This window comes from Acidovorax sp. 35-64-16, assembly GCF_002281195.1.
Lineage (GTDB): Bacteria > Pseudomonadota > Gammaproteobacteria > Burkholderiales > Burkholderiaceae_C > Acidovorax > Acidovorax defluvii.
The window spans coordinates 1-24575 of sequence record NZ_NCFM01000004.1; the positions used below are offsets into that span (position 1 = coordinate 1).

General features: G+C 63.4%; 20 protein-coding genes. 8 read left to right on the forward strand and 12 right to left on the reverse strand.

The genetic code is table 11. The features are described 5' to 3' along the window. Positions 1-195: 195 nt before the first annotated feature. Positions 196-1842 (reverse strand): acyl-CoA synthetase, encoded by a 1647-nt coding sequence (locus B7Y64_RS04475; protein WP_291328425.1) that lies wholly within the window; start codon positions 1840-1842, stop codon positions 196-198. Positions 1843-2008: 166 nt separating this feature from the next. Between B7Y64_RS04475 and dnaG the strand changes: the two genes are divergently transcribed. After that, positions 2009-3988 (forward strand): DNA primase, encoded by a 1980-nt coding sequence (gene dnaG, locus B7Y64_RS04480; RefSeq protein ID WP_291328427.1) that lies wholly within the window; start codon positions 2009-2011, stop codon positions 3986-3988. A 253-nt stretch (positions 3989-4241) separates the two neighbouring features. Then, entirely contained in the window at positions 4242-6611 is a 2370-nt protein-coding gene (rpoD, locus tag B7Y64_RS04485; RefSeq protein WP_114655255.1) for an RNA polymerase sigma factor RpoD, read from the forward strand. Positions 6612-6817: 206 nt separating this feature from the next. On the opposite strand, the gene B7Y64_RS04490 is transcribed toward rpoD, so the two are convergent. The 3 genes from B7Y64_RS04490 to B7Y64_RS04500 are packed head-to-tail and all read right to left on the reverse strand — an operon-like array spanning position 6818 to position 8429. After that, positions 6818-6991 carry a hypothetical protein gene (locus tag B7Y64_RS04490; RefSeq protein WP_236637047.1) on the reverse strand — a complete coding sequence of 58 codons (174 nt, stop codon included), beginning with the start codon at positions 6989-6991 and terminating at the stop codon, positions 6818-6820. 38 nt (positions 6992-7029) lie between these two features. Continuing rightward, the gene (locus tag B7Y64_RS04495; RefSeq protein WP_291326570.1) at positions 7030-7185 is read right to left on the reverse strand and encodes a tripartite tricarboxylate transporter substrate-binding protein; all 156 of its coding nucleotides are present in this window, start codon (positions 7183-7185) and stop codon (positions 7030-7032) included. Then, positions 7182-8429 (reverse strand): CaiB/BaiF CoA-transferase family protein, encoded by a 1248-nt coding sequence (locus tag B7Y64_RS04500; RefSeq protein ID WP_291328429.1) that lies wholly within the window; start codon positions 8427-8429, stop codon positions 7182-7184. The genes B7Y64_RS04495 and B7Y64_RS04500 overlap by 4 nt, the downstream gene beginning before the upstream one ends. A gap of 17 nt (positions 8430-8446) precedes the next feature. Here B7Y64_RS04500 and B7Y64_RS04505 point away from each other — a divergent pair, with 17 nt between their 5' ends. The 3 genes from B7Y64_RS04505 to B7Y64_RS04515 all read left to right on the forward strand — a co-directional run bounded on the left by B7Y64_RS04505 (position 8447) and on the right by B7Y64_RS04515 (position 9704). Further along, positions 8447-8734, forward strand: coding sequence for a LysR substrate-binding domain-containing protein (locus B7Y64_RS04505; protein ID WP_291326155.1), 288 nt, complete (start codon positions 8447-8449; stop codon positions 8732-8734). A 167-nt stretch (positions 8735-8901) separates the two neighbouring features. Further along, positions 8902-9210 (forward strand): winged helix-turn-helix transcriptional regulator, encoded by a 309-nt coding sequence (locus B7Y64_RS04510; protein WP_024814563.1) that lies wholly within the window; start codon positions 8902-8904, stop codon positions 9208-9210. Positions 9211-9347: 137 nt separating this feature from the next. Beyond that, the gene (locus tag B7Y64_RS04515; protein ID WP_024814562.1) at positions 9348-9704 is read left to right on the forward strand and encodes an FKBP-type peptidyl-prolyl cis-trans isomerase; all 357 of its coding nucleotides are present in this window, start codon (positions 9348-9350) and stop codon (positions 9702-9704) included. Between the two features lie 321 nt (positions 9705-10025). Here B7Y64_RS04515 and B7Y64_RS04520 read toward each other — a convergent pair whose 3' ends face one another. Genes B7Y64_RS04520 through ppsA form a run of 3 tightly spaced genes read right to left on the reverse strand, consistent with a single transcriptional unit; the run spans position 10026 to position 14891 of the window. Beyond that, on the reverse strand, positions 10026-12125 hold the full coding sequence (locus tag B7Y64_RS04520) for a VC_2705 family sodium/solute symporter (protein WP_291326137.1): 2100 nt from the start codon (positions 12123-12125) through the stop codon (positions 10026-10028). Next, a complete protein-coding gene (locus B7Y64_RS04525) occupies positions 12118-12453 on the reverse strand; it encodes a DUF4212 domain-containing protein (protein ID WP_024814560.1) in 336 nt (111 codons plus the stop codon). Before B7Y64_RS04525 ends, B7Y64_RS04520 begins: the two co-directional genes overlap by 8 nt. A 47-nt stretch (positions 12454-12500) precedes the next feature. Next, positions 12501-14891, reverse strand: a complete 2391-nt coding sequence (gene ppsA, locus B7Y64_RS04530) for a phosphoenolpyruvate synthase (protein WP_291326139.1) — start codon at positions 14889-14891, stop codon at positions 12501-12503. 191 nt (positions 14892-15082) lie between these two features. Here ppsA and B7Y64_RS04535 point away from each other — a divergent pair, with 191 nt between their 5' ends. Beyond that, positions 15083-15904, forward strand: coding sequence for a pyruvate, water dikinase regulatory protein (locus B7Y64_RS04535; protein WP_291328431.1), 822 nt, complete (start codon positions 15083-15085; stop codon positions 15902-15904). Between the two features lie 182 nt (positions 15905-16086). On the opposite strand, the gene B7Y64_RS04540 is transcribed toward B7Y64_RS04535, so the two are convergent. The 3 genes from B7Y64_RS04540 to ahpC all read right to left on the reverse strand — a co-directional run bounded on the left by B7Y64_RS04540 (position 16087) and on the right by ahpC (position 19942). After that, positions 16087-17247: a GGDEF domain-containing protein gene (locus tag B7Y64_RS04540; protein ID WP_291328433.1), complete on the reverse strand. Its 1161-nt coding sequence runs from the start codon at positions 17245-17247 to the stop codon at positions 16087-16089. A gap of 394 nt (positions 17248-17641) precedes the next feature. Continuing rightward, a complete protein-coding gene (gene ahpF / locus B7Y64_RS04545; protein WP_291326143.1) occupies positions 17642-19210 on the reverse strand; it encodes an alkyl hydroperoxide reductase subunit F in 1569 nt (522 codons plus the stop codon). 168 nt (positions 19211-19378) lie between these two features. Further along, entirely contained in the window at positions 19379-19942 is a 564-nt protein-coding gene (ahpC, locus tag B7Y64_RS04550) for an alkyl hydroperoxide reductase subunit C (protein ID WP_024814555.1), read from the reverse strand. 244 nt (positions 19943-20186) lie between these two features. On the opposite strand from ahpC, the gene bfr reads away from it, so the two are divergent. Then, positions 20187-20663, forward strand: a complete 477-nt coding sequence (bfr, locus tag B7Y64_RS04555; protein WP_114655282.1) for a bacterioferritin — start codon at positions 20187-20189, stop codon at positions 20661-20663. A 203-nt stretch (positions 20664-20866) separates the two neighbouring features. Here bfr and B7Y64_RS04560 read toward each other — a convergent pair whose 3' ends face one another. Continuing rightward, positions 20867-22792 (reverse strand): radical SAM protein, encoded by a 1926-nt coding sequence (locus B7Y64_RS04560; RefSeq protein ID WP_291328435.1) that lies wholly within the window; start codon positions 22790-22792, stop codon positions 20867-20869. A 115-nt stretch (positions 22793-22907) separates the two neighbouring features. Between B7Y64_RS04560 and B7Y64_RS04565 the strand changes: the two genes are divergently transcribed. Continuing rightward, complete coding sequence (locus B7Y64_RS04565; RefSeq protein WP_291326147.1) at positions 22908-23267, forward strand: VF530 family protein; 360 nt, start codon at positions 22908-22910, stop codon at positions 23265-23267. 45 nt (positions 23268-23312) lie between these two features. Here the strand turns inward: B7Y64_RS04565 and B7Y64_RS04570 are convergent, their stop codons facing one another. Beyond that, positions 23313-24518, reverse strand: a complete 1206-nt coding sequence (locus tag B7Y64_RS04570; protein ID WP_024814546.1) for a PLP-dependent aspartate aminotransferase family protein — start codon at positions 24516-24518, stop codon at positions 23313-23315. Positions 24519-24575: the final 57 nt, after the last annotated feature.

Sequence of the window (24575 nt, forward strand, 5' to 3'; positions counted from 1 at the left end):
CAAAGTGCTTTCCTTTGCGACTGGCCGGTCAACAAGAGAGCATCCTATGCACTCTTGGCCCAACCTATTGCTTGGTGCACTTCGTTCTGGAATCCGCCACCAAATAGGGCACTAGCCCTTATGGATAAAGCGCAACCAGCTATTAATACAATAGCAATCAAAACACTGCCAGCGTGGCCGGCAGTGCTGCCTCGGTCAGACGTTGATCGCCGTGGCCGAGCCGGCCTGCTTGCGCAGCTCGAACTTCTGGATCTTGCCCGTGGCGGTTTTGGGTATTTCGCCAAACACCACGGCGCGCGGCACCTTGAAACCGGCCAGGTGCTTCTTGCAATGCTGCACGATGTCATCGGCCGTGGTCTGCGCGCCGGCTTTCAGCTCCACGAAGGCGCAGGGGGTTTCGCCCCACTTCGCGTCGGGCTTGGCCACCACGGCGGCGGCCAGCACGTCGGGGTGGCGGTAGAGCACGTCTTCCACCTCGATGGACGAGATGTTCTCGCCGCCCGAGATGATGATGTCCTTGCTGCGGTCCTTGATCTTGATGTAGCCGTCGGGGTATTGCACGGCCAGATCGCCGCTGTGAAACCAGCCTCCGGCAAAGGCTTCCTCGGTGGCCTTGGGGTTCTTGAGGTAACCCTTCATGGCAATGTTGCCCTTGAACATGATCTCGCCCATGGTTTCGCCGTCCCAAGGCACGGGGTGCAGGGTTTCGGGGTCGAGCACCTGCACATCACGCTGCAGGTGGTAGCGCACGCCCTGGCGGGCGTTGAGGCGGGCGCGCTCGCCGATGTCGAGGTCGTTCCAGGCATCGTGCTTGGCGCACACCGTGGCCGGGCCGTACACCTCGGTGAGGCCATAGACATGGGTCAGATCGAAGCCCATCTTCTCCATGCCCTCGATCATCGAGGCGGGCGGCGCAGCGCCGGCCACCATGGCCTTGACGCCTGCGGGCACCCCTTCCTTCATCGCGGCCGGGGCGTTGACCAGCAGGCCGTGCACGATGGGCGCGCCGCAATAGTGGGTAACGCCGTGGTTGCGGATGGCATCAAAGATCGCCTGCGCCTCCACCCGGCGCAGGCACACGTTGACACCCGCGCGCGCCGCCACCGTCCACGGAAAGCACCAGCCGTTGCAGTGGAACATGGGCAGCGTCCACAAATAGACCGCGTGCTTGGGCATGTCCCACTCCAGCACGTTGCTGATGGCATTGCTGGCCGCGCCCCGGTGGTGGTAGACCACGCCCTTGGGGTTGCCCGTGGTGCCGCTGGTGTAGTTGAGGGCAATGGCATCCCACTCGTCGGCGGGCAGTTGCCATGCGAATTGCGGGTCGCCGCTGGCCAGAAATTGTTCATAGGTGCGCTCGCCCAGGCGCTGGCTGGCGGGACCATACAGTGCGTCCTCCACATCAATCAGCAGCAGCGGCGCCTGGCTCTGGCGCAGCGCCAGAGCCTTGGCCATGGTGCCCGCAAACTCGGGGTCCACGATCACGGCCTTGGCCTCGCCGTGGTCGAGCATGAAGGCAATGGCCTCGGGGTCGAGCCGCGTGTTCAGCGCGTTGAGCACGGCGCCCGCCATGGGCACGCCAAAGTGCGCCTCCACCATGGGCGGCGTGTTGGGCAGCATCACGGCCACGGTGTCGTTCTTGCCGATGCCCGAGCGCGCCAGCGCGCTGGCCAGTTGGCGGCAGCGCGCGTAGGTCTGGGCCCAGGTCTGGCGCAGATCGCCATGCACGATGGCCAGGCGGTCGGGATAAACCTCGGCGGTGCGCTCGATGAAACCCAGCGGCGACAGGGGCGCAAAGTTGGCTTCAGTGCGGGGCAGGTGCTGGTCGTAGATACTGGTCATGATGGGCTCTCCGGTACGGGGACCCTCGAACTGTATCCGCCCCGGGATCGGCTGGCGCTGGGGATGACCGAGAGATTGCGAACGTGGACATCATCGTGCGCGTGCACGTTCGCAGCCGCAAAATCGTGGGCTGAGCCGCACGCGCCGAATCGTTCAAAATACCCGGGTGTCGATCCCCCAATCTTTCATCCAGGAACTGCTCGCGCGCGTTGACGTGGTGGATATCGTGGGCCGCTACGTGCAGCTCAAAAAGGGCGGAGCCAATTTCATGGGGCTGTGCCCCTTTCATGGCGAGAAATCGCCCTCTTTCAGCGTCAGCCCCGCCAAGCAGTTCTATCACTGCTTTGGCTGCGGCAAGAACGGCAACGCCATCAGCTTTTTGATGGAGCACGCCGGCATGGGCTTCATCGAGGCCGTGCAGGACCTGGCCCAGCAGGTGGGCCTGCAGGTGCCGGACGATGACATTTCCCCCCAAGAGAAAGAGCGTGCAGCCGCCGCCCGGCAAAAGCAGGCCACGCTGACCGATGTGCTTGAAAAAGCCGCCGAGGCCTACCGCCAGCAACTGCGCACATCACCCCGGGCCGTGGCGTATTTCAAGGGCCGGGGCGTGTCGGGCGCGGTGGCCAAGCGCTATGGCCTGGGCTATGCCCCCGAAGGCTGGCGCAGCCTGGCCAGCGTTTTCCCGCACTACGACGACCCGCTGCTCGAAGAAAGCGGGCTGGTCATCGTGAACGACGAGGACGGCGGCAAACGCTACGACCGCTTCCGCGACCGGGTGATGTTCCCCATCCGCAATGTGAAGGGCGAGTGCATCGGCTTTGGCGGGCGCGTGCTGGGGGACGACAAGCCCAAATACCTCAATTCGCCGGAAACCCCGGTGTTCCACAAGGGCCGCGAGCTCTATGGCCTGTTCGAGGCCCGCACCGCCATCCGCGAGCAGGGCTATGCACTGGTCACCGAGGGCTACATGGACGTAGTGGCGCTGGCGCAGCTGGGTTTCCCGAACGCCGTGGCCACGCTGGGCACTGCCTGCACGCCCGAACATGTGCAAAAGCTGCTGCGCTTCACCGACTCCGTGGTGTTCAGCTTTGATGGCGACACCGCCGGCCGCCGGGCAGCCCGCAAGGCGCTTGATGGCGCCCTGCCCCATGCCAGCGACACGCGCAGCATCAAGTTTTTGTTTCTGCCGCCCGAGCACGACCCCGACAGCTTTGTGCGCGCGCATGGCTCCGACGCCTTTGCCCGCCATATTGGCGATGCCGTTCCGCTGAGCCGCTTCCTGATCGAAGCCGCCAGCGAAAGCTGCGACCTGGGCACGGCAGAAGGCCGCGCGCACATGGCCAGCAATGCCCGGCCGTTGTGGAGCGCACTGCCCGAGGGCGTGCTGCGGCGCCAGGTGCTCACCGAGCTGGCCCAGCTGGCCCAGCTGGACGCGCACGACCTGTCCGACCTCTGGAGCAAGACCGCCGCCCAGGAGGCAGCGCGCCACCCCGGCGCCAGCGCCAGCGCCTCACATCGCCATGCCGCCGCACCGGCAGACGAGCCCCCGTGGGGCGCGCCGGCCGAACCCGGCTGGCAATCGCCCGGCGGCGGCTACGGCTCGCCCCAGAAACCACCCTTTCGCAAGGGCAGCGACTGGAAAGGCGGCAACTGGAAAAAGAAGGACGCCGCACCCTGGCCGCCCCAGCCACGCCTGCCGCGCACCCCCACCGCCAGCCGCGCAGACCACGCCGCACGCCTGCTTTTGTCGCACATGGCGTTTCTGGAAGATCTGACACACGACGACCACGCCGCGCTGTGCGCCCTGCCCGCTCCGCACGGCCCGCTGTTCAGCTGGCTGGAAGGGCAATTGCACGAGCACGGCCCGCTGGCCTGGGCGCTGCTGCGGGAAAGCCTGCGGGGCCATCCCTGTGAAGCCCTGGCAGTGAAAGTGATGACCGGCTCGCACGCCCAGACCGAGGGCGATCTGCACGAATTGCGGCTGGAACTGCGCGATCTTTTGAACCGCATGCTGATCGAAGACATCAACGCCCAGCAAAAAGCCCTGATTCTTCAGGCCGCGCAAGACCCCACTGCGCTCGAACGCTACCGCGCACTGGAGCAGCGGCGCAACATTCTGCAGGGCATCGCGCCGCGTAGCGCTTGAAATACAGTGCGGCCGGTATAATGTAGGGTTTGTCGGCAAGAGCGACAGCAGCACCTCCGAGCCGGACCACCGTGACAAACGCGCACAACCGTCCACCCATCGCAAGGACTGCACACCAAATGTTCGCCCAGACATCTTGCCCTTGAGGATCACTCCTCTACCTGCAGCAGCTCTGCTTTTGCAGTGTCACCCGCGCCGGGATCCGAGGCGCTTGCGTTTTCTTTGTGTCCGTTTTTGACTCCGAGGTTGTTTTATGCCTGCTCAAAAGTCCGCGAAGCCGCTCAAGTCCGCCCCAGGCACCGCCGCGAAGGCTGTCTCCAAAACCGCTGCCAAAGCACCGGCCAAAGCCGCGCCTCCCAAGGCCGCCGCTGCCGCCCCTGCCCCGGCTGCCAAGAAAGTGAAAACTGTGTCCGTGAAAAGTTCTGCCGAGCTGATTAAAGCTGCCGATGAATTGCTGAAGAAAAAGCCTGCCCGCGCCGCAGCGGCCCCGTCCGATGGCGACGAACCCCCTAAAAAGCGCCCCGGCCGTCCGGCCAAGGCCGCCGGCACCGCCGAAGCCAAGGTCCCCGCCAAACGCGGCCGCAAGCCCAAGGCCGCTGCAGGCGAAATCAGCAGTGACGACGCAGACCTGTCCGACATCGAATCCGATCTCGAAGGCGAAGTGGAACCCGAGACAGAAGCCACCCCCACGGCCGAGAAGGTCAAGCCCCTGCGCATGAAGATCAGCAAGGCGAAAGAGCGCGCCTTGATGAAAGAATTCGGCCTGGACGAAACCGTCCTGTCCGAAGAAGACATGGCCAAGCGCCGGGCGCGCCTGAAGACCCTGATCAAGCTGGGCAAGACGCGCGGCTACCTCACGCACGTTGAAATCTCCGACCACCTGCCCGACAAGCTGGTCGATGCCGAAACCCTCGAAGCCGTCATCACCACGCTGAACGATCTGGGCGTGGCGGTTTACGAGCAGACGCCCGATGCCGAGGCGCTGATCATCACCGACAACGCCCCCGCGGGCGCCACCGAAGAAGAAGCCGAAGAAGCCGCCGAGGCCGCACTGTCCACCGTGGACAGCGAATTCGGCCGCACCACCGACCCTGTGCGCATGTACATGCGCGAAATGGGCACCGTGGAGCTGCTCACGCGCGAAGGCGAAATCGAAATCGCCAAGCGGATCGAAGGCGGCCTGATGGCCATGATGGAGGCGATCAGCGCATCGCCCGCCACCATTGCCGAAATCCTGAACATGGGCGAAGACATCCGCGAAGGCAAGGTGGTTATCTCCACCATCGTGGACGGTTTCTCCAACCCCAACGAGGCCGACGACTATGTGGCCGAAGAAGACTTCGACGAATTCGACGAAGCCGATGACGACGACGGCAAGGGCGGCTCCAAGGCCCTGACCAAAAAGCTCGAAGAGCTCAAGAAGCAGGCGCTGGAGCGCTTTGACAAGCTGCGCGAGCTGTTCGAAAAAGTGCACAAGATCTACGACAAGGAAGGCTACGGCACGCCTGCCTACGTGAAGGCCCAGGCCGCCTTGTCCGAAGAGCTGATGACCATCCGCTTCACGGCCAAGACCATCGAGAAGCTGTGCGACATGGTGCGCGGTCAGGTCGATGATGTGCGCAAGAAAGAGCGCGAGCTGCGCCGCATCATCGTGGACAAGTGCGGCATGCCCCAGGAAACCTTCATCAAGGACTTCCCGGCCAACCTGCTCAACCTCAAGTGGGTGGAAAAGCAGGCTGCGGCCGGCAAGCCATGGTCGACCATCATGGCGCGCAACATCCCGCCCATCCAGGATCTGCAGCAAAAGCTGACCGACCTGCAATCGCGCGTGGTCGTGCCGCTGGCTGAACTCAAAGGCATCAACAAGCGCATGAACGAGGGTGAATCGACCTCGCGCGATGCCAAGAAGGAAATGATCGAGGCCAACCTGCGCCTGGTTATTTCGATCGCCAAGAAGTACACCAACCGTGGCCTGCAGTTCCTCGACCTGATCCAGGAAGGCAACATCGGCCTGATGAAGGCGGTGGACAAGTTCGAATACCGCCGCGGCTACAAGTTCTCGACCTATGCGACGTGGTGGATCCGCCAGGCCATCACAAGGAGCATTGCCGACCAGGCCCGCACCATCCGCATCCCGGTGCACATGATCGAAACGATCAACAAGATGAACCGCATCAGCCGCCAGCACTTGCAAGAGTTTGGTTTTGAGCCCGATGCGTCCATCCTGGCAGCCAAGATGGAGATCCCCGAGGACAAGATCCGCAAGATCATGAAGATCGCCAAAGAGCCGATCTCCATGGAAACCCCCATCGGCGACGACGACGACAGCCACCTGGGCGATTTCATCGAAGACGGTGCCAACACCGCTCCCATCGAAGCCGCCATGCAGGCCGGTCTGCGCGACGTGGTCAAGGACATTCTGGATGGCCTGACCCCACGCGAAGCCAAGGTGCTGCGCATGCGCTTTGGCATCGAAATGACCAGCGACCACACACTGGAAGAAGTGGGCAAGCAGTTTGACGTGACGCGCGAGCGCATTCGCCAAATAGAAGCCAAGGCGCTGCGCAAGTTGAAGCACCCCAGCCGCTCGGACAAGCTGCGCAGCTTTATCGACTCGCTGTAAACCGCACCGCAATCACCCTGGCAACAGGGTCTGGTCGCGCAGACGCCCCAGCCACCCACCCGGTGCTGGGGCGTCGTGCTTTGGGGGTGACCTGGTACTGGGAACAGGCCGCTTCAGAGAATATGAATCAAAATAGCCTCCAGCGCTTTATGGATAAGCGCCCATAGCTATATAAATAATAGCAATCAATCCAGCTTGAACCCTGACTACGCCACCAGTTTGGCCATGCGGCTGACCTCGCTGCGAAAGAAGGCGGCCGTTGAATCAGGAGGCGGGCTTTGCAGCTGGTAGCCCTGCGCCAGCAAGGCAACGCGCACCTCTGAAACCGCCACCGCGCTGCGCACCGCCTGGTAGGCGCGCTCCACCCCGGGTTTGGGCACGCCTGCAGGCCCCGCCACCGCCACCCAGCCGTCCAGCGCTAATGGGGCAGGCCCTGCGCGACGATCGTCGGCAAATCGGGCAGCATGGGCGAACGGGTGGGGGACGACAAACCGATGGCCCGCCGTGCGCCCGGCTTCACATGGGACGCCGCCACGGCAATGGCAACGAACGCTATCTGGATCTGGCGATTCATGCCACCGCCCCTTGTGCCCGTAAGGCCTGCACCTGCTCGCCGGTGTAACCCAGCTCTTCCATGAGCTCGACGGTGTGCTGGCCCAGCACGGGCGGCTGCAGGCGCACGCCCAGCCGCTGGCCGTCCATGCGCAACGGGAACAGCGTGGTGCGAGCGGTCTGCCCGGCACGCTCGCCATCGGGCAGCGTGATGTCGGCCAGGCCACCGGTGGCGTTGAGGTGCGGGTCGTCAAACAGCTGGTCGGGCCGCAGGATGGGCGCAAACGGCAGTCCGTTTTTCTCGAAGATGACCGTCAGCTCGGCAGCGCTGTAAGCGGCCAGGCGCTGGCGCAGTTCGGGCAGCATCGTGGCACGCTGGCGCACGCGGTCGTTGTTGGTCGCCAGTTGCGGATCGGCCTTGAGGTCGGCAAAGCCCAGGGCATCACAAAAGGTGATCCACTGCGCATCGCTCACAGCGGCCAGAAAAATCTGCTCGCCATCCTTCACGCTGAACACGTCGTACAGCGCCCACGACGAAATGCGCTCGGGCATGGGCGCGGCAGGCTGGCCGGTGACGGCGTATTGCATCATGTGCTGGCCCACCAGAAACACGTTGTTCTCGAACAGGGCCGAGTCCACCTCCTGCCCGCGCCCGGTGATGCCGCGCTGCATCAGCGCCGCCATGGCCCCGATGGCGCCAAACATTCCGCCCATGATGTCGTTGACGCTGGTGCCCGCGCGCAGCGGGTCGCCGGGGCGGCCCGTCATGTAGGCCAGGCCGCCCATCATCTGCACCACCTCGTCCAGCGCGGTGCGGTGCTCGTAGGGGCCGGGCAGAAAACCGGTGTGGTTCACGTAGATGAGGCGCGGGTTGAGCTGGCTCAGTGCCGCATAGTCGAGCCCGTATTTGGTCATCACGCCGGGCTTGAAGTTTTGCGCCACCACGTCGGCCGAGGCCGCCAGCTTGCGCGCGACCTCCAGCCCCTCGGGGCGGCGCAGGTCGAGCGCGATGCTCTTCTTGTTGCGGTTGAACATGGGGAAAAAACCCGCGCCCGCGCCCAGCAGGTGGCGGGTGCGGTCGCCCTCCACGGGCTCGACCTTGATGACTTCGGCCCCCAGATCGGCCAGCACCATGCCGCAGGTGGGGCCCATGACCATGTGGGTGAACTCCACCACGCGCAGCCCCGCCAGGGGCAAGGGGCGCGATGCGGTGCCAGGGGTGGACGATGAAGCAGGGGCAGCAGGTGACGAAGGTGCAGAAGTCATGGGGCTCACGATAAAGGATACAGTGGAACGATGAAGCCACGGCAGCCGGCGCGCTGACCGCAGCGGCCACTTGCGCCCGGGCCAACCTGGCCATCAGCGTGGTGCCGCGCGAGGTGGCCGGGCCCTTTGCCCGCACGGCCCCGGTGCGCATTGTTCCCCTGAGCGATACCTGGGCGCGGCGCCGCTTTGCCGTGTGTTACCGCAGCAGCCAGACGCTTCCACCCTGCGCACGGCTGCTGGTGGACCACCTGGCGTGTGCCGGCGGGCCCGATCACCTGGTTCGTGGCCAGCATGCAACACTTTGAAATGGTTTGAGGCAATTTACGGGGCAGGTGCATGTGCACTGTGCCTTTTGAGCTACCAAACTTGTAGCAAAACGGGTTCCGCGCTATAGTCGCAGCGCTCCCTCGGACGTGGTGCCTTTCGCGCCACCCCGAAATTTGACCCAACACTCGCGCGAGGAGAAACATCCATGAGCTCCAAAGAAAATGCCGCCATCAACCAGCTGTTTGAACGGCTCGAATGCCGTTACGCACTGCGCGTGCTCTGGGCCCTGCGCGATGGCCACCCCCAGACCTTCCGCCTGCTGCAAGACAGTGTGGGCGGCATCACGCCCAACACCTTGAACACCCGCATCAAGGAACTGCGCGAGGCCGGCTTTGTCGACCACGGCAGCGACGGTTACACCGTCACCCCGTCGGGCGCCGATCTGCTCAAGCGCCTGTCGGACGTGCAAGCCTTTGCCACCCGCTGGGTAGCGGGCCGCGCCAAGAAGGCCTGAAGCAGCGCCCATCCGCTGACCCGCGCTGCCCTGCCCGCTTGCCGGGCTTTTGCTAAAATACGGGCCAAAATGGCTGCTAGCGCACTATCCATAAGCGCTAGCAGCTATATTTTTAATAGCACTCAAGGAATTTCACCATGGCACTGACCACCACCGCATCCGGCCTGCAATACGAAGACACCGTCATCGGCGAAGGCGCCGAAGCCACCAAGGGCCAGAACGTCTCGGTGCACTACACCGGCTGGCTTTACAACAATGGCGAGCAAGGTGCCAAGTTCGACTCTAGCCGCGACCGCAACGACGCCTTCGCGTTCTCGCTGGGCGCGGGTATGGTCATCAAGGGCTGGGACGAAGGCGTGCAAGGCATGAAGATCGGTGGCCAGCGCACCCTGATCATCCCGGCCGCACTGGGCTATGGCGCACGCGGCGCCGGCGGTGTGATTCCCCCCAACGCCACGCTGAAGTTCGACGTGGAACTGCTGGGCGTGCGCTGAAACAGCGGCTCCCCTCTCCCTGCACCAAGGGATGACCTGCATAACTCCCTGCGGTCTGTGATAGCGCGGTCTCGGGCGGTCCACTGCGTTGTTTATCTTTCCAATAGTGGGGCTACTGGCTGCAAAAAGACGCCTTGCGGCCCATCCCGATCCGCACTACCACCGACGCGCGAGGGTTGTGCAGGTCATCCAAAGCGGCCCCTGTGGCCGCTTTTTTGATTGCGGGGTTGTGCAGGCTGGCCGGCACACCTGGCACACTCTGCGCGGTATTGGCTGTCGGCGAAACGGCTCCTGTTGCCCGATTGCGCAGGCTGGCAGTGCCTACATCTCGGAGCGCACCAGGGGCAGCGCGGGAGCCGGTCGGGTGATGCGGCTCACCACCACCGCCACGATCAGCCCTGCGGGCACGCCAAACACCCCCGCAGAAATGGGCTGGATGCCAAACCACAGGCGATCCGCCAGCAACCAGCCCGCCCAGGTGCGCAAGACGGGCACATGCGAAAGCATGTAATACACGGCAATGCCCAGCCCGGCGAGCATGCCGGCCACCGCCCCCTGGCGCGTGGTTCCGCGCCAGAAGATACCCAGCACCATCACCGGCACAAAGGCCGACGCAGCCAGAGAAAACGACGCAGACACGAGCGGCAGAATTTCGGCCGGCTTGAGTGCCGCTACAAACGCCGCCGCCAGCGCCACCGACAGCAAGGTGAACTTGGTCAGGATGACGCGCTGTTCGGGCGATGCCTCCCGGGGAGCCCCGCGGTAATAGAGGTCGCGCACCAGCGCGTTGCTGATGGTCAGCAGCAGCCCGTCGGCAGTGGACAATGCCGCCGCCAGCCCGCCCGCAGCCACCAGGCCCGACACGACATACGGCAGCCCCCCCAGCTCTGGCGTGGCCAGCATGATGAGGTCGGCACCCAGCCGGATTTCGCCAAACTGCACCAGGCCATCGCCGTTCACGTCTTCCACCGACAACAGCGATGCGTCCACCCGGGCCCATTGCGCCAGCCAGTTGGGCAGGGTTTCAAAACTGCTGCCCACCAGGTTCTGCATGACCTCGAACTTCACCAGCACGGCCAGCGCTGGCGCGCTAAGGTAAAGCAAAGCAATGAAAAACAGCGACCACGCCACCGACGTCCGCGCCGCAGCCACCGAGGGCGCCGTGTAGTAACGGGTCAGCAAATGTGGCAGGCCCGCAGTGCCCACCATCAGGCAGAACATGAGCGCCAGGAAGTTGCGCCGCGCCAGTTCATACTCCTTTCGCTCATGCGGCGAGCCGTTGGGGTCGCCTGCGAAGGCCTGGCTGTGCAGTGGCAGGCCTCCCAGGGGGCGGGCGCGCTCATAGTTCTCGCGCATCTCGCGCGTCCAGCGCTCGCGCGCCGATGCCGCATCGCGGGGCAGCGAGACCAGCTCACGGCTGGCCGAAACAATCAGGCCCACATCGGCATTCTGGTCACGCAGGGCACGAACGCGTTCGCGCGCCTTTTGGCGCTCGCGCTCCAGCGCACCCTCCACGTCCTGCAGCCGCGCCTCGAAGTCCTGCGCCCGGCGCAAATAGGCCACCACCACCTGGTGCTCAGCCGGCGAGTCGAGCAGCCGCTCTTCCATATCGGCGATCTTGCCCAGCTGCGCGCCATACACCAGGGGCGCCATCGGATTGCCCAGCTGCTTGTAGGCCAGCCAGGACACCGGGATCAAAAAGGCCAGCAGCACCACCACATATTGCGCCACCTGCGTCCAGGTGATGGCGCGCATGCCGCCCAGAAACGAGCACAGCAGCACACCGCCCAGCCCCAGCATGATGCCAATCTCGAATTGCACCCCCGTGAGGCGCGATGCAATCAGGCCCACGCCATAGATCTGGGCCACCACGTAGGTGAACGAGCACAGCACCGCCGCCAGCGCCGCAATGATGCGCGGCCAGCGCCCGCCAAAACGCACATGAAAAAAGTCGGGCACCGTGTAAAGGCCCATGGCACGCAGATGCGGTGCGATCAACAGGGCCACCAGGCAAAAACCGCCGGTCCAGCCCAGCAGGTAGGCCAGCCCGCCCGCCTGGCCCGGCGTGCCAGAAAAACCCTGCAGATACAGCGCACCCGACAGGCTGATGAACGAGGCGGCGCTCATCCAGTCGGCCGCCGCCGCCATGCCGTTGTAGATGGGCGGAATGCGCCGCCCCGCCACGTAATACTCTTCGGGATCGGTGGTGCGGCCGTACACACCGATACCGGCGTAGACCATTACCGTGAGAAACAGGAAGATCGGGCCGATCCAGTGCCTCGAAAGCCCCCGCTGCTCTGCCCAGGCCATCAGGGCCAAAAATGCCACCACCCCCACCACATACAGGGCAAAGATGCGGTGCAGACGCCAAAGGTAGGCCTTGTCGTCACCCCCCTGTTTAGCACCACCGGGATCAGCCATGGGGTCTGGCCGGTACCGGCGCGCGCTCTGCCATCTGCGCAGCCGCCTGTGCGGCGTCCTGGCGCTCAAAGCGGTTCATGGCCCAGCAGTAGGCCACGACGATGGCAATGAACATCAACACCGCGCCTTGGGCGGCGATCCAGTAACCCAGCGGCCAGCCGCCGGCCACCAGCAACTGCAGATCGCGGGCAAAGAATGTGGCCACAAATGAGACCAGCACCCACAGCAAGAGCAGCCCCCCCTTGAGCCACAGGTGGCGCACATCGTGCAGGTCTGGTGGGAAGGGCCCGGCCAGCTCGGGCTCGTGGGTTTTTTTCAGGGGCCGCATCCAGGGTGCTCGCTACCGTGGGTTGACAAAGTGCAGCCCCTGCTCGCTCAGCGTGCGAGTTGCTGCCAGGTGGCGATCACGCTGTCAGGGTTCAGCGAAATCGACGAAATGCCCTCTTTGGCCAGCCACTGCGCAAAGTCAGGGTGGTCTGACGGGCCCTGGCCGCAGATACCGATGTATTTGCCCTGCGCCAGGCAGGCCTTGATGGCCTGGTGGATCAGCGCCTCGACGGCCGGGTCGCGTTCGTCAAAGTCCTTTGCCAGCAACTCCAGGCCCGAGTCACGGTCCAGGCCCAGGGTGAGCTGGGTCAGGTCGTTGGAACCGATGGAGAAACCGTCGAAGAACTCCAGGAAGCGATCGGCCAGGATGGCATTGCTGGGCACCTCGCACATCATGATGACCTTGAGGTCGTCCTTGCCGCGCTCAAGCCCGTGGGCAGCCAGCAACTTGGTAACGCGCTCGGCCTGGCCCAGTGTGCGCACAAACGGCACCATCACCTGCACGTTGGTCAGGCCCATGTCGTTGCGCACGCGCTTCAAAGCTTCGCATTCCATCGCAAAGGCTTCGCCGAACTCGGTGCTGATGTAGCGCGCTGCACCGCGAAAACCCAGCATCGGGTTTTCTTCCTCGGGCTCGTAACGGCTGCCGCCAATGAGCTTGCGGTATTCATTGCTCTTGAAGTCGGACAACCGCACGATGACGGGCTTGGGCCAGAAGGCGGCCGCAATGGTGGCCACACCTTCGGCCACCTTGTCTACATAGAAAGCGCGCGGGCTGGCATGACCTCGTGCCACCGATTCCACGGCCTTTTTCAGGTCGTTGTCGATGTTCGGGTAGTCAAGAATAGCCTTGGGGTGCACGCCAATGTTGTTGTTGATGATGAACTCGAGCCGCGCCAGGCCCACGCCCTCATTGGGCAACTGGCAAAAGTCAAACGCCAGTTGCGGGTTGCCCACGTTCATCATGATCTTTGTCTTGATGGCTGGCATCTCGCCGCGCTGCACTTCGGTGATCTCGGTTTCAAGCAGACCGTCATAGATGCGGCCGGTGTCGCCTTCCGAGCAGCTCACCGTGACCAGCGTGCCGTCTTTCAGGCGCTCGGTGGCGTCACCGCAGCCCACCACCGCCGGAATGCCCAGCTCGCGGGCAATGATGGCGGCGTGGCAAGTGCGGCCACCGCGGTTGGTGACGATAGCGCTGGCGCGCTTCATCACGGGCTCCCAGTTGGGGTCGGTCATGTCGGTCACCAGCACATCGCCGGGCTGCACCTTGTCCATCTCGCTGATGTTGTGCACGATGCGCACGGGGCCGGTGCCGATCTTCTGGCCAATGGCACGGCCTTCGGCCAGCACGGCGCCATGGCCCTTGAGCTTGTAGCGCAGTTCGGCCTGGCCTTTGGCCTGGCTCTTCACCGTTTCAGGGCGGGCCTGCAAGATATAAAGCTGGCCGTCGGTGCCGTCCTTGCCCCATTCGATGTCCATGGGGCGGCCATAGTGCTGTTCAATCACCACGGCATAGTGCGCCAGCAGCTCCACGTCGGCATCGGTGAGCGAATAGCGGTTGCGCTGCTCGGTGGGCACGTCGATGGTCTTGATGAGCTTGCCGGTCTGGGCCTTTTCGTCGGGCGTGGCAAACACCATCTGGATCAGCTTGGACCCCAGATTGCGGCGGATCACCGACTTTTTGCCCGCCTTGAGCATGGGCTTGTGCACATAGAACTCGTCTGGGTTCACGGCGCCCTGCACCACGGTTTCACCCAGGCCGTAGCTGCTGGTGATGAACACCACGTCTTCAAAACCGCTTTCGGTGTCGATGGTGAACATCACACCGGCCGCGCCCAGGTCAGAGCGCACCATGCGCTGCACGCCGGCAGACAGGGCCACCACATCGTGCGCAAAACCCTTGTGCACGCGGTAGCTGATGGCGCGGTCGTTGTAGAGGCTGGCGAAAACCTCCTTCATCTTGTGCAGCACCTCGTCGATGCCATGCACGTTCAGGAAGGTTTCCTGCTGGCCAGCAAAGGATGCGTCGGGCAGGTCTTCGGCCGTGGCGGACGAGCGCACGGCAAAGCTGGCCTCGGGGTTGCCTTCGGACAGGGTGGCAAAGGCCTCGGTAATGGCTTTTTGCAGATCGGCCGGGAAAGGCTGGGCCTCCACCATGGCACGGATCTCGGCGCCCACGGCAGCCAGGGCACGCACGTCTTCGGTGTCGAGCGCGGCCAGCTTGGCGCTGATGCGGTCGGCCAGGCCTTCAAAGGCTAAAAATTCGCGGAACGCATGGGCCGTGGTGGCAAAGCCCGTGGGCACGCGCACGCCGTGCGGCAGCTGCGAGATCATCTCGCCGAGGGAGGCGTTTTTTCCGCCTACCGCCTCGACGTCGGTCATTCTCAGGTTTTCAAACGGTACGACCAGGGCGGTCGGGCTGAAAAGTGCAGACATGGGAGAGCTCCAGAAGTTAAAACCGGGTCTGCGCGCCCGCCCATGAGGAGCAGGGGGCGAGCGGCCATGCACGGGCTGCAGCTTTGTGGTTGTGGTTGTTGGCCGACCGGGTGCATGGTGAGAATTGGATAATTGACACAATTGTAGGCCTGCCGCACTGGCGACAGCCTGACGCTCTTGAAAAGGCCCCCATGCACTCGCGCACCGTATTCTTTGTGTCTGACGGCACCGGCATCACCGCCGAAACCTTTGGCAACGCCATCCTGGCCCAGTTCGAACTGGTGCCGCGCCGCGTGCGCCTGCCCTTCGTGGACACCGAGGACAAGGCCCACCAGGCCGTGCGCCAGATCAACCACACCGCCGAACTGGAGGGCAAGAAACCGGTGGTGTTCACCACGCTGGTCAACATGGAGGTGCTCAAAGTCATCCAGGAGGGCTGCAAAGGCATGCTGCTGGACATGTTTGGCACCTTCGTGCACCCACTGGAGGAAGAGCTGGGAATCAAGTCGCACCACCGGGTGGGGCGCTTTTCGGATGTGAGCCGCAGCAAGGAATACACCGACCGCATCGAAGCCATCAATTTCAGCCTGGCGCACGACGATGGCCAAAGCCACCGCGACCTGGCGGGCGCCGACGTGATCCTGGTGGGCGTAAGCCGCAGCGGCAAAACTCCCACCAGTCTCTACCTGGCCATGCAGCATGGCCTGAAGGCCGCCAACTACCCGCTGATCCCCGAAGACTTTGACCGCCGTCAGCTGCCACCGGCGCTGATGGAGTTTCGCAAAAAGATCTTTGGCCTGACCATCAGCCCCGAGCGGCTGTCCGAGATTCGCAGCGAACGCCGACCCGAATCGCGCTATGCCAGCCTGCAAAACTGCCGCCACGAGGTGGCCGAAGCCGAGGCCATGATGCGCCGCGCTGGCATCCGCTGGCTGTCTACCACCACCAAATCCATCGAAGAAATCGCCACCACCATCCTGCAAGAGCTACAGCCGGACCGGCTGATCTACTGATGCGGCGGCGCCCGCAAGGGGCGCCCATTGACCGGGGCGACATGCGAAAAACTGCATGGTGCGCGTGTGCTGCGCCCACTATACAAATCCGGGAAAATTTAGAACAAATTCGGCCTTAGGCCGCGCCCATTAAGCGCTAACAGCTATTAATTAAGGAGTTTTTTTGCAACCTGCGTGCCCGTTCATGCAGGGGCCGGTTCGATCCGGTTGCGTCCAGCGGCTTTGCCCCGGTAAAGGGCGGCGTCGGCTTCTCGCATGGCGTCCTCCAAGACATGTGCACTGGCGAAGGGGTGTGAAACCCCAATCGTGATCGTGCAGTGCAGTGGATGGTCGGAGCCAGTGATCTTGATGGCTTGATTTTCGATGGCTGCGCGTAAGCGCTCAGCCAAGTGCATGACGCCCAGAATGTCGGTGTCCAGGCAGATGACAACAAACTCTTCACCACCAATACGGGCTGCCAGGTCGCCACCACGCACAGTGGCACCAAGTACCTCCGCCACCTGGCACAAGACGGCGTCTCCTACCTGGTGGCCATAGGTATCGTTGATGCGTTTGAAGTGGTCGACGTCAACCATCAGCAAGTGCGCAGGCACTGCCTTGCGGGAGGTGAAATACCGTTGCAGCGCTTCTGTGAGTCCGCGGCGGTTGAGTAACTGTGTCATGGGGTCACGCGCAGCCATGTCACGCAGGTCATCGGTCAAGCGGCGCAGTACCAGCCAAATGATCGATGGCGGCAACACCGTTGCCAGGGATGACATGTAGATGTAGAACACCAGCTGAAAATTGCTGTCCATGTGCAGTGCATTCAAACCGCCATCCACAAGCTTCATGAACTTGAGCGCGTTGAGTACGCAAATGCCGCTGATCAAGACGGCAAAAAATATCATCTCCCCATACAAATCCTTGGCAAATGTGCGCACGCCATAAACCACGGTGATGACCATGGCCAAGAAAAGCAGTGCAGACATGCCTGAGAGCATGGCGTAGCGGGCCACCGGGCCCAGGCTCCATTGCACCAGCACCTGCGCGGCGCTGTAGGTCACGGCGACTGCAAGCAGTGGACGCCACAAAGGGACGGAGTGCCCAAAAAACCGCATGGCCCCCAGCCAGTAAGCCACCGGGGAGGCGAGCGTGAAGGTGTGGTTGACAACGCTCACCAGGCTCCAGGCGGGGCCGCCTTCAGCCAATTGCAGCACATAGGCAGAACCCAAAAGAAGGTTGCCCATCGCAAAAAAGTCCATCCCCATCTTTTTGCCGTGCAGGCGTTTGCTAACGAGCCAAAACATCACCGAAAAGCACAGCAGGTGTGCGCACAGCATGCCGACGAGAATGTTTGCAACCATGTTGATGTGGGGAGGTGGGAGCAGACGGTCTGGGCAAAAACCTGCGCTACAACACTGCGTAAAGACGGCTCAAGAACGATGCGATTGCCGATTAGTGTAACTATCGGTAATAACGAAGGGCAGCGCGGGTTGAATGATCTGCATGCGGATTCCACGTCTGCTGACTACGGCATCGGCTAACCAACACACAGCGAGGGTCGGTATTGACCAGAGGCTGTAAAAAGCTTGAACCGATCCACCCAAAAAGCACTGATCGGCTGCTCTTGGCCGAAACCTGGCCTTCCCTGCATACAAAACAAAATCGGCAGGGCTGTTTGCACAGCCCCGCCGCTTTTAATTTGATAGCTGCCAGCGCTTACCCGATAAGCGCTACAGCCATATTTGATCTAAAAACTCAAGCCGATACGCCGCTGCGGATCAGGTGGTCAAACGCGCTCAGCGCGGCCGTGGCGCCAGCGCCGGCGGCAATCACGATCTGCTTGTAGGGCACGGTGGTGCAGTCGCCGGCAGCAAACACGCCGGGCACGTTGGTGTGGCCCTTGGCGTCGATCTCGATCTCGCCAAACTTGCTCAAGTTGACCGTGCCCTTGAGCCAGTCGGTGTTGGGCACCAGGCCGATCTGCACAAACACGCCTTCCAGCGGCACCAGGTGTTCCTGGCCGGTAGCGCGGTCCTTGAACTTCAGGCCGTTCACCTTGCCGTCGGCGCCGGTGATTTCGGTGGTCTGCGCGTTGGTGTGGATGGTCACGTTGGGCAGGCTCTTGAGCTTGTTCACCAGCACGGCGTCGGCCTTGAGCTGGTCGGCAAATTCCACCAGCGTGACGTGAGCCACCACACCGGCCAGGTCGATGGCAGCCTCGACACCCGAGTTGCCGCCGCCAATCACCGACACGCGCTTGCCCTTGAACAGCGGGCCGTCGCAGTGCGGGCAGTAGGCCACGCCCTTGTTCTTGTACTCGGCTTCGCCGGGCACGTTGACGTTGCGCCAGCGCGCGCCGGTGGAGAGGATCACGCTCTTGGACTTGAGCGAGCCGCCGTTGGCCAGCTTCACCTCGATCAGGCCACCGGGCTCGGTGGCGGGGATCAGGCGCTCGGCCAGTTGCAGGTTCATGATGTCCACGTTGTAGGCGCGGGTGTGGGCTTCGAGGGCGGCGGCAAACTTGGGGCCGTCAGTTTCGAGCACCGAGATGTAGTTTTCGATGCCCAGGGTGTCGTTCACCTGGCCGCCAAAGCGCTCGGCGGCCACGCCAGTGCGAATGCCTTTGCGGGCGGCGTACACGGCAGCGGCAGCGCCGGCAGGGCCACCACCGATGATCAGCACGTCAAAGGCTTCCTTGGCGCTGAGCTTGGCTGCCTCTTTGGCGGCGGCGCCGGTGTCGATCTTGGCAACGATTTCTTCGAGCAGCATGCGGCCCGAACCGAACACTTGGCCATTCAGGAACACCATGGGCACGGCCATGACTTCGCGGCGGTTCACTTCTTCCTGGAAGGCGCCGCCTTCAATCACCGTGGTCTTGATGCGCGGGTTGCGGATGGCCATGAGGCTCAGCGCCTGCACCACGTCGGGGCAGTTGTGGCAACTCAGGCTCATGTAGACCTCGAAGTTGAAGTCGCCTTCGAGCGCGTCGATCTGATCGAGCACTTCCTGCTCGGCCTTGGGCGGGTGGCCGCCCGTCCACAGCAGCGCCAGCACGAGGGACGTGAATTCATGGCCGAGCGGCAGGCCGGCAAAGCGCAGCTGGCTGGTGCTGCCCACGCGCTGCAGCGAGAACGAAGGCTTGCGCGCGTCGTTGCCGTCGGTGCGCAGGGTGATCTTGTCGCTGCGCAGCGACTGGATGGTTTGCAGCAGCTCCAGCATTTCGCGGGAGGTGTCGCTGTCGTTCAGGGATGCCACCAGCTCGAACGGCTGCTGCACGCGCTCCAGGTATGCAGAGAGTTGGGTCTTGAGTTGGTCGTCGAGCATGGTGGTGTCCTTATAGATTCGAGTTGTGGGGGAAATGTGTTCGGGCCGCTTTTGGCGCCCTTTGCACGAAATACCGGGCGTAAAAAAGCCGGACGGCATGGCGCGGGCGCCACGGCGTGGTCCGGCTTGGGAGCGCCGGGGCGCTCCGCCGTCAAATGGTTGGGTGGCTTAGATCTTGCCGACCAGGTCCAGCGATGGAGCCAGGGTCTTGGCGCCTTCATTCCACTTGGCGGGGCACACTTCGCCAGGATGCGCTGCGGTGTACTGGGCTGCCTTGAGCTTGCGCAGGGTTTCCTTCACATCGCGGGCGATTTCGTTGGAATGCACTTCCATGGTCTTGATGATGCCATCGGGGTTGATGATGAAGGTGCCGCGCAGTGCCAGGCCTTCTTCTTCGATGTGCACGTCAAAGGCGCGGGTCAACTGGTGCGTGGGGTCGCCCACCAGAGGGAACTTGGCCTTGCCCACGGCGGGGGAGGTTTCGTGCCACACCTTGTGCGAGAAATGCGTGTCGGTGGTAACGATGTACACCTCGGTGCCGGCCTTCTGGAACTCGGGGTAGTTGTCAGCAGCGTCTTCGACTTCGGTGGGGCAGTTGAAGGTGAAGGCAGCGGGCATGAAGATCACGACCGACCACTTGCCCTTGAGGCTTTCTTCGGTGACGGTGATGAACTTGCCGTTGTGGAAAGCTTCGGTCTTGAAGGGCTGAACTTGCGTGTTGATCAGGGACATTGCTGTTTCCTTAGTGGTTGGTTGACTGAACAGGACTGAAGTTTAGGTTTTTTCGACCAATGAATCCAATGAATTGAATTCATTGAATCAATTGAGTATTGCTATTTCGTGACAAATCTGTCCGCCTGTCTGCCTGTGCAAGCGCAGGCCGCCAACGGCAGCGCGCCCCGCGCAAGGGCTTGGGTTGCGCAGTGGGTGTGGCGTCGCGACAATGGGGGCCGAACCAACACACAAGGAATCCACCATGAAGGGTGACGCACAAGTCATTGGCCATCTGCAGGCCCAGCTCAAGAACGAGCTCACGGCCATCAACCAGTATTTTTTGCACTACCGCATGCTCAAGCACTGGGGCTTTGACAAGCTGGCCAAGAAGGAATACTCCGAATCCATCGGCGAGATGAAGCACGCCGACTGGCTGATGGACCGCATTTTCATGCTCGACGGCCTGCCCAACCTGCAGGACCTGGCCAAGATCCAGGTGGGCGAAGACGTGCCCGAAATTCTGGCCTGTGACCTGAGTGCCGAGCAAGGTGCCCAGGCCACCATCAAGGACGGCATTGCCCATTGCGAAACCGTGCGCGACTATGTCTCGCGCGACCTGCTGCAAAAGATCCTGGATGACACCGAGGAGCACATCGACTTCCTTGAAACCCAGATCGACCTGATCGCCAAGGTAGGCCTGCCCAACTATCTGCAATCGCAGATGGGCGAATTGGAGTAACGCGGCACGCGCATTTTGCCCAGGCAACCCAACGGTGCGCCCCTGCGCACCTTTTTTTAGTCTTTTGAGGCTCTAGCCCTTATCCATAAAGCGCAGGTAGCTATTAATTAGATAGCTTTTTGAGTACACACCGCTGGCAGCAAGATCGACGCGGCCGGTCGGTTGTTACAAACCTGCGCGGCTTGCGCCAGCTCGCCGGCCAATCAGCCGCGCTCGCGCAGCGCCCGCTCAATGCGGTTGCGCGCCACGGTGGTCTTGGGCACCTTGAAGGGGAACCAGCTGCGCACGTCCTCTTCGAGCCCGATGCCGTGCATGTAGTTGTAGATGGCTTTCTTGAGCGCGCCGCCCAGTGCATCGTGGTCCACGCCCGTGGGGTCGTGAAAGCCGATGTCGTTCTTGGCAAAGCTCACGGGCGGCAGGGGCTGCAGGGTGACGCCAAATTCTTCGGGGTGCTGTCCCACGGGTGAGTGCACGGTGCAGGCAAAGCGATGAAAAAACCCGCTTTGAATGCAGCCGTTGGCAAACAGCTGGCGCACGTATTCGAGCGCGTCCACGGTGTCTTGCACGGTCTGCGTGGGAAAGCCGTACATCAGGTAGGCGTGCACCAGAATGCCCGCCTCGGTGAAGGCCCGCGTCACGCGCGCCACCTGGTCCACGGAAACGCCCTTTTTCATCAGGCTGAGCAGCCGGTCGGACGCGACCTCCAGCCCGCCCGATATGGCGATGCAGCCGCTGTCGGCCAGCAGGTTGCACAGCTCGGGGTTGAAGGTTTTCTCAAAGCGAATGTTGCCCCACCACGAGATGCCAGCATTGCGCGCGATCAGCTCGGTGGCCAGCGCCTTCAGGGCCTTGGGCGGCGCAGCTTCGTCGACAAAATGAAACCCGGTCTGCCCGGTCTCGCGCACGATGGTGTCGATGCGGTCGGCCAGCACGGTGGCCGATGCGCCCTCGTAGCGGCCGATGTAGTCCAGGCTCACGTCGCAAAAAGTGCACTTCTTCCAGTAGCAGCCGTGCGCCACCGTGAGCTTGTTCCAGCGCCCGTCGCTCCACAGCCGGTGCATGGGGTTGAGCATGTCGAGCAGCGAGAGATAGCGGTCAAGCGGCAAGCCATCCCAGGTGGGCGTGCCCACTTCGGCAAAGGCGATGTCGGCTTCCATCATGTTCACGTACTGCACGGCGCCAGGCTTTTCGCCATCTGCATCGCGCACAAAGGTGCGCACCAGCCGCTGGCGGCCGCGCTGGCCCTGCAGGTGCTCCAGCAGCGCCAGCAAAGGGCGCTCGCCCGCGTCCAGCGTCACGTAATCAAAGTAGTCAAACACGCGCGGCTCGGTCAGCTCGCGCAGCTCGGTGTTGACAAAACCACCGCCCAGCACCGTCACGATGTGCGGGTGCTGCGCCTTGATGGTCTGCGCAATGCGAAAGGCCGCATAGGCCGACCCAGGAAACGGCACCGACAGCAGCACCACTGTGGGCGCATGGCGCTCGATGGCAGCCAGGGTCAAATCGCGCAGCGTTTCATCCACCAGGTTGGGCGCCGCCGCCAGCGCGTGGGCCAGCGGCTCAAAGGTGGGCTGGCTGCCCGCCAGCGACTCGGCGTAGCGCACAAACTCAAAGCGCGGGTCCACCGCATCGCGCAGCACATCGGCCAGGTCGTTCAGGTACAGCGTGGCCAGGTGCTTGGCCCGGTCGTGCAGGCCCAGGGCGCCAAACGCCCAGCCCAGCGGGTCGCCGCCCTCGTCGTCCACATACACATCCAGCGACTCAAAGCGCGGCCCCTCGGGCAAGAAATTGCGGCCCACGATGCGGTGGGCCAGCGTGGAGTCGCGCCCCTGCAAAAAGGCAATGGCGGGCGCGATGGTGGCCAGGTAGCGATCGCGCTGCGCCGCAAAGCTTTGCACCGCAGGGCTGTGCTTTTGGGGCGGTATCGCCTCGACCTGGGCAGCCACCGCGCGCAGGCCTTGCGGCGACAGCAGTTGCAGCACCAGCGCCAGCGCCAGGTCTTCCTGCACTGCAGCCACCCCGCGCGAGCGCAGAAACCCCGTGAGGTACGCGGTGGACGGGTAAGGGGTGTTGAGCTGCGTCATCGGCGGGATGACGGACAGGACGCGAAGTGGAGGCTGGGCGGACATGAAGAATTGAACCGGGTGACCGCCAGTGCAGGACGGGTGCTGGGGCGGGTGCTGATTATCGGCGCCTGCACCCAATGCCGCATCCCGGCCCCGCAATCGCCTTATGCTTGCGGCCATGAATGCCCACGAGCCAAGCCTTCCAAAATCCGCCCCCGAGACACCTTCCAACCCGGGCGCTGTGCCGGCGAACGCGCCCATAGACGCACCCATCGATGCGCCAGCAGACGCCCGCCCCAAGCAGGCGCACAACCCGCTGCACGGTGTGACGCTGGAGGCCATGGTGGTGGGGCTGGCCGACTATTTCGGCTGGCGGGAGCTGGGCGAGCGCATTCCGGTGCGCTGCTTTCAAAGCGACCCCAGCGTGTCGTCAAGCCTGAAGTTTTTACGCAAGACGCCGTGGGCGCGTGAAAAGGTCGAGAGCCTTTATCTTTTCATGCTGCGCGACCAGCGGCGCAACGCGCGGGACGGGGGCTAGCCACTCACCGCAACACACGGCCAGGGCCAGCGCCAGGCGATGGCTTCAAACCCGCGCAAGGGCCTGCGCCACATCGGCCAGCAGATCGTCGCCGTCTTCGATACCCACGCTCATGCGCACCAGGGCATCAGACACGCCGTTGTCCAGGCGCACCGGCTCGGGCACGCTGTGGTGGGTGGTGGATGCGGGATGGCATGCCAGCGAATCCACATCGCCCACCGAAACCGCCTGCGTCACGATGCGCAGGCCGTCCAGAAACTGCCGCGCTGCGGCGCGCCCTCCCCGCAGGTCCAGCGACAGGATGGCGCCAAAGCGCCGCATCTGCTGCGCGGCCACACCGTGGCCCGGATGCGTGGCCAAGCCGGGGTAGTACACACGGGCCACTGCAGGCTGGGCCTGCAGCCACCGGGCCAGTGCCTCGGCATTGGTACAGGCGGCTTCCACACGCAATGGCAGCGTCTTGAGCCCGCGCAGCAGCATGACGGCTTCGTGCGGACTCAGGCACCCGCCCAACTGCCCCATGCCAGCCGCCCTGATGGGCCCCAGCAGTTCGGCGCGGCCCACGGCGACGCCCCCCGTGGCGTCGCCGTGCCCGCTGATGAACTTGGTGGCCGAGTGCACAACCACATCCATCCCCAGCGCCAGCGGGCGCGTGAGGTAGGGCGTAGAAAACGTGTTGTCGGCCATGCTGATGGCCCCTGCCTGGCGCGCAATCTGCGCCACCTGCGCCAGATCCATCACCTCCAGGGTGGGGTTGCTGGGCGTTTCAACATAAACGATGCGGGTGCCAGCATCCAGCCCCGCCCGCAAGGCGTCCACCGTGCGAAAGTGCCGCACCGTGACACCCAGCCGCGGCAGCAAAGAACGCATCACCCCGTCGGTGCCGCCATACAGGGTGCCCACGCAGGCGACCACATCGCCCGCCTTGAGCAAGCCCAGCAAGCTGGCGCTGATGGCCGCCATGCCGCTGGCAAACCCCACCGCGGTCTCGCCGCCCTCCAGTGCTGCCATCTTGCGCTCGAAGGCTGCCACCGTGGGGTTGGCAAACCGGCTGTAAACATAGCCTGGTGCTTCGCCATTGAAGCGCCGCTCGCCCGCCTCGAAATCGTCGTAGGCAAACGCCGACGTGGCCACGATGGGGGGCGCTATGGCGCCGGTGCTGGTGTCGGGCGACTGCCCGGCATGAACGGCCAGGGTGCGAAATCCCCAAGGTTTGCATGGCGCTTCATGGGGTGGGATGTGGGTGCTCATCAGGAAAAACTCCGTCGGTGAAGGCGACAGTGTGCCCTGCGCGCCAACCCCACCATG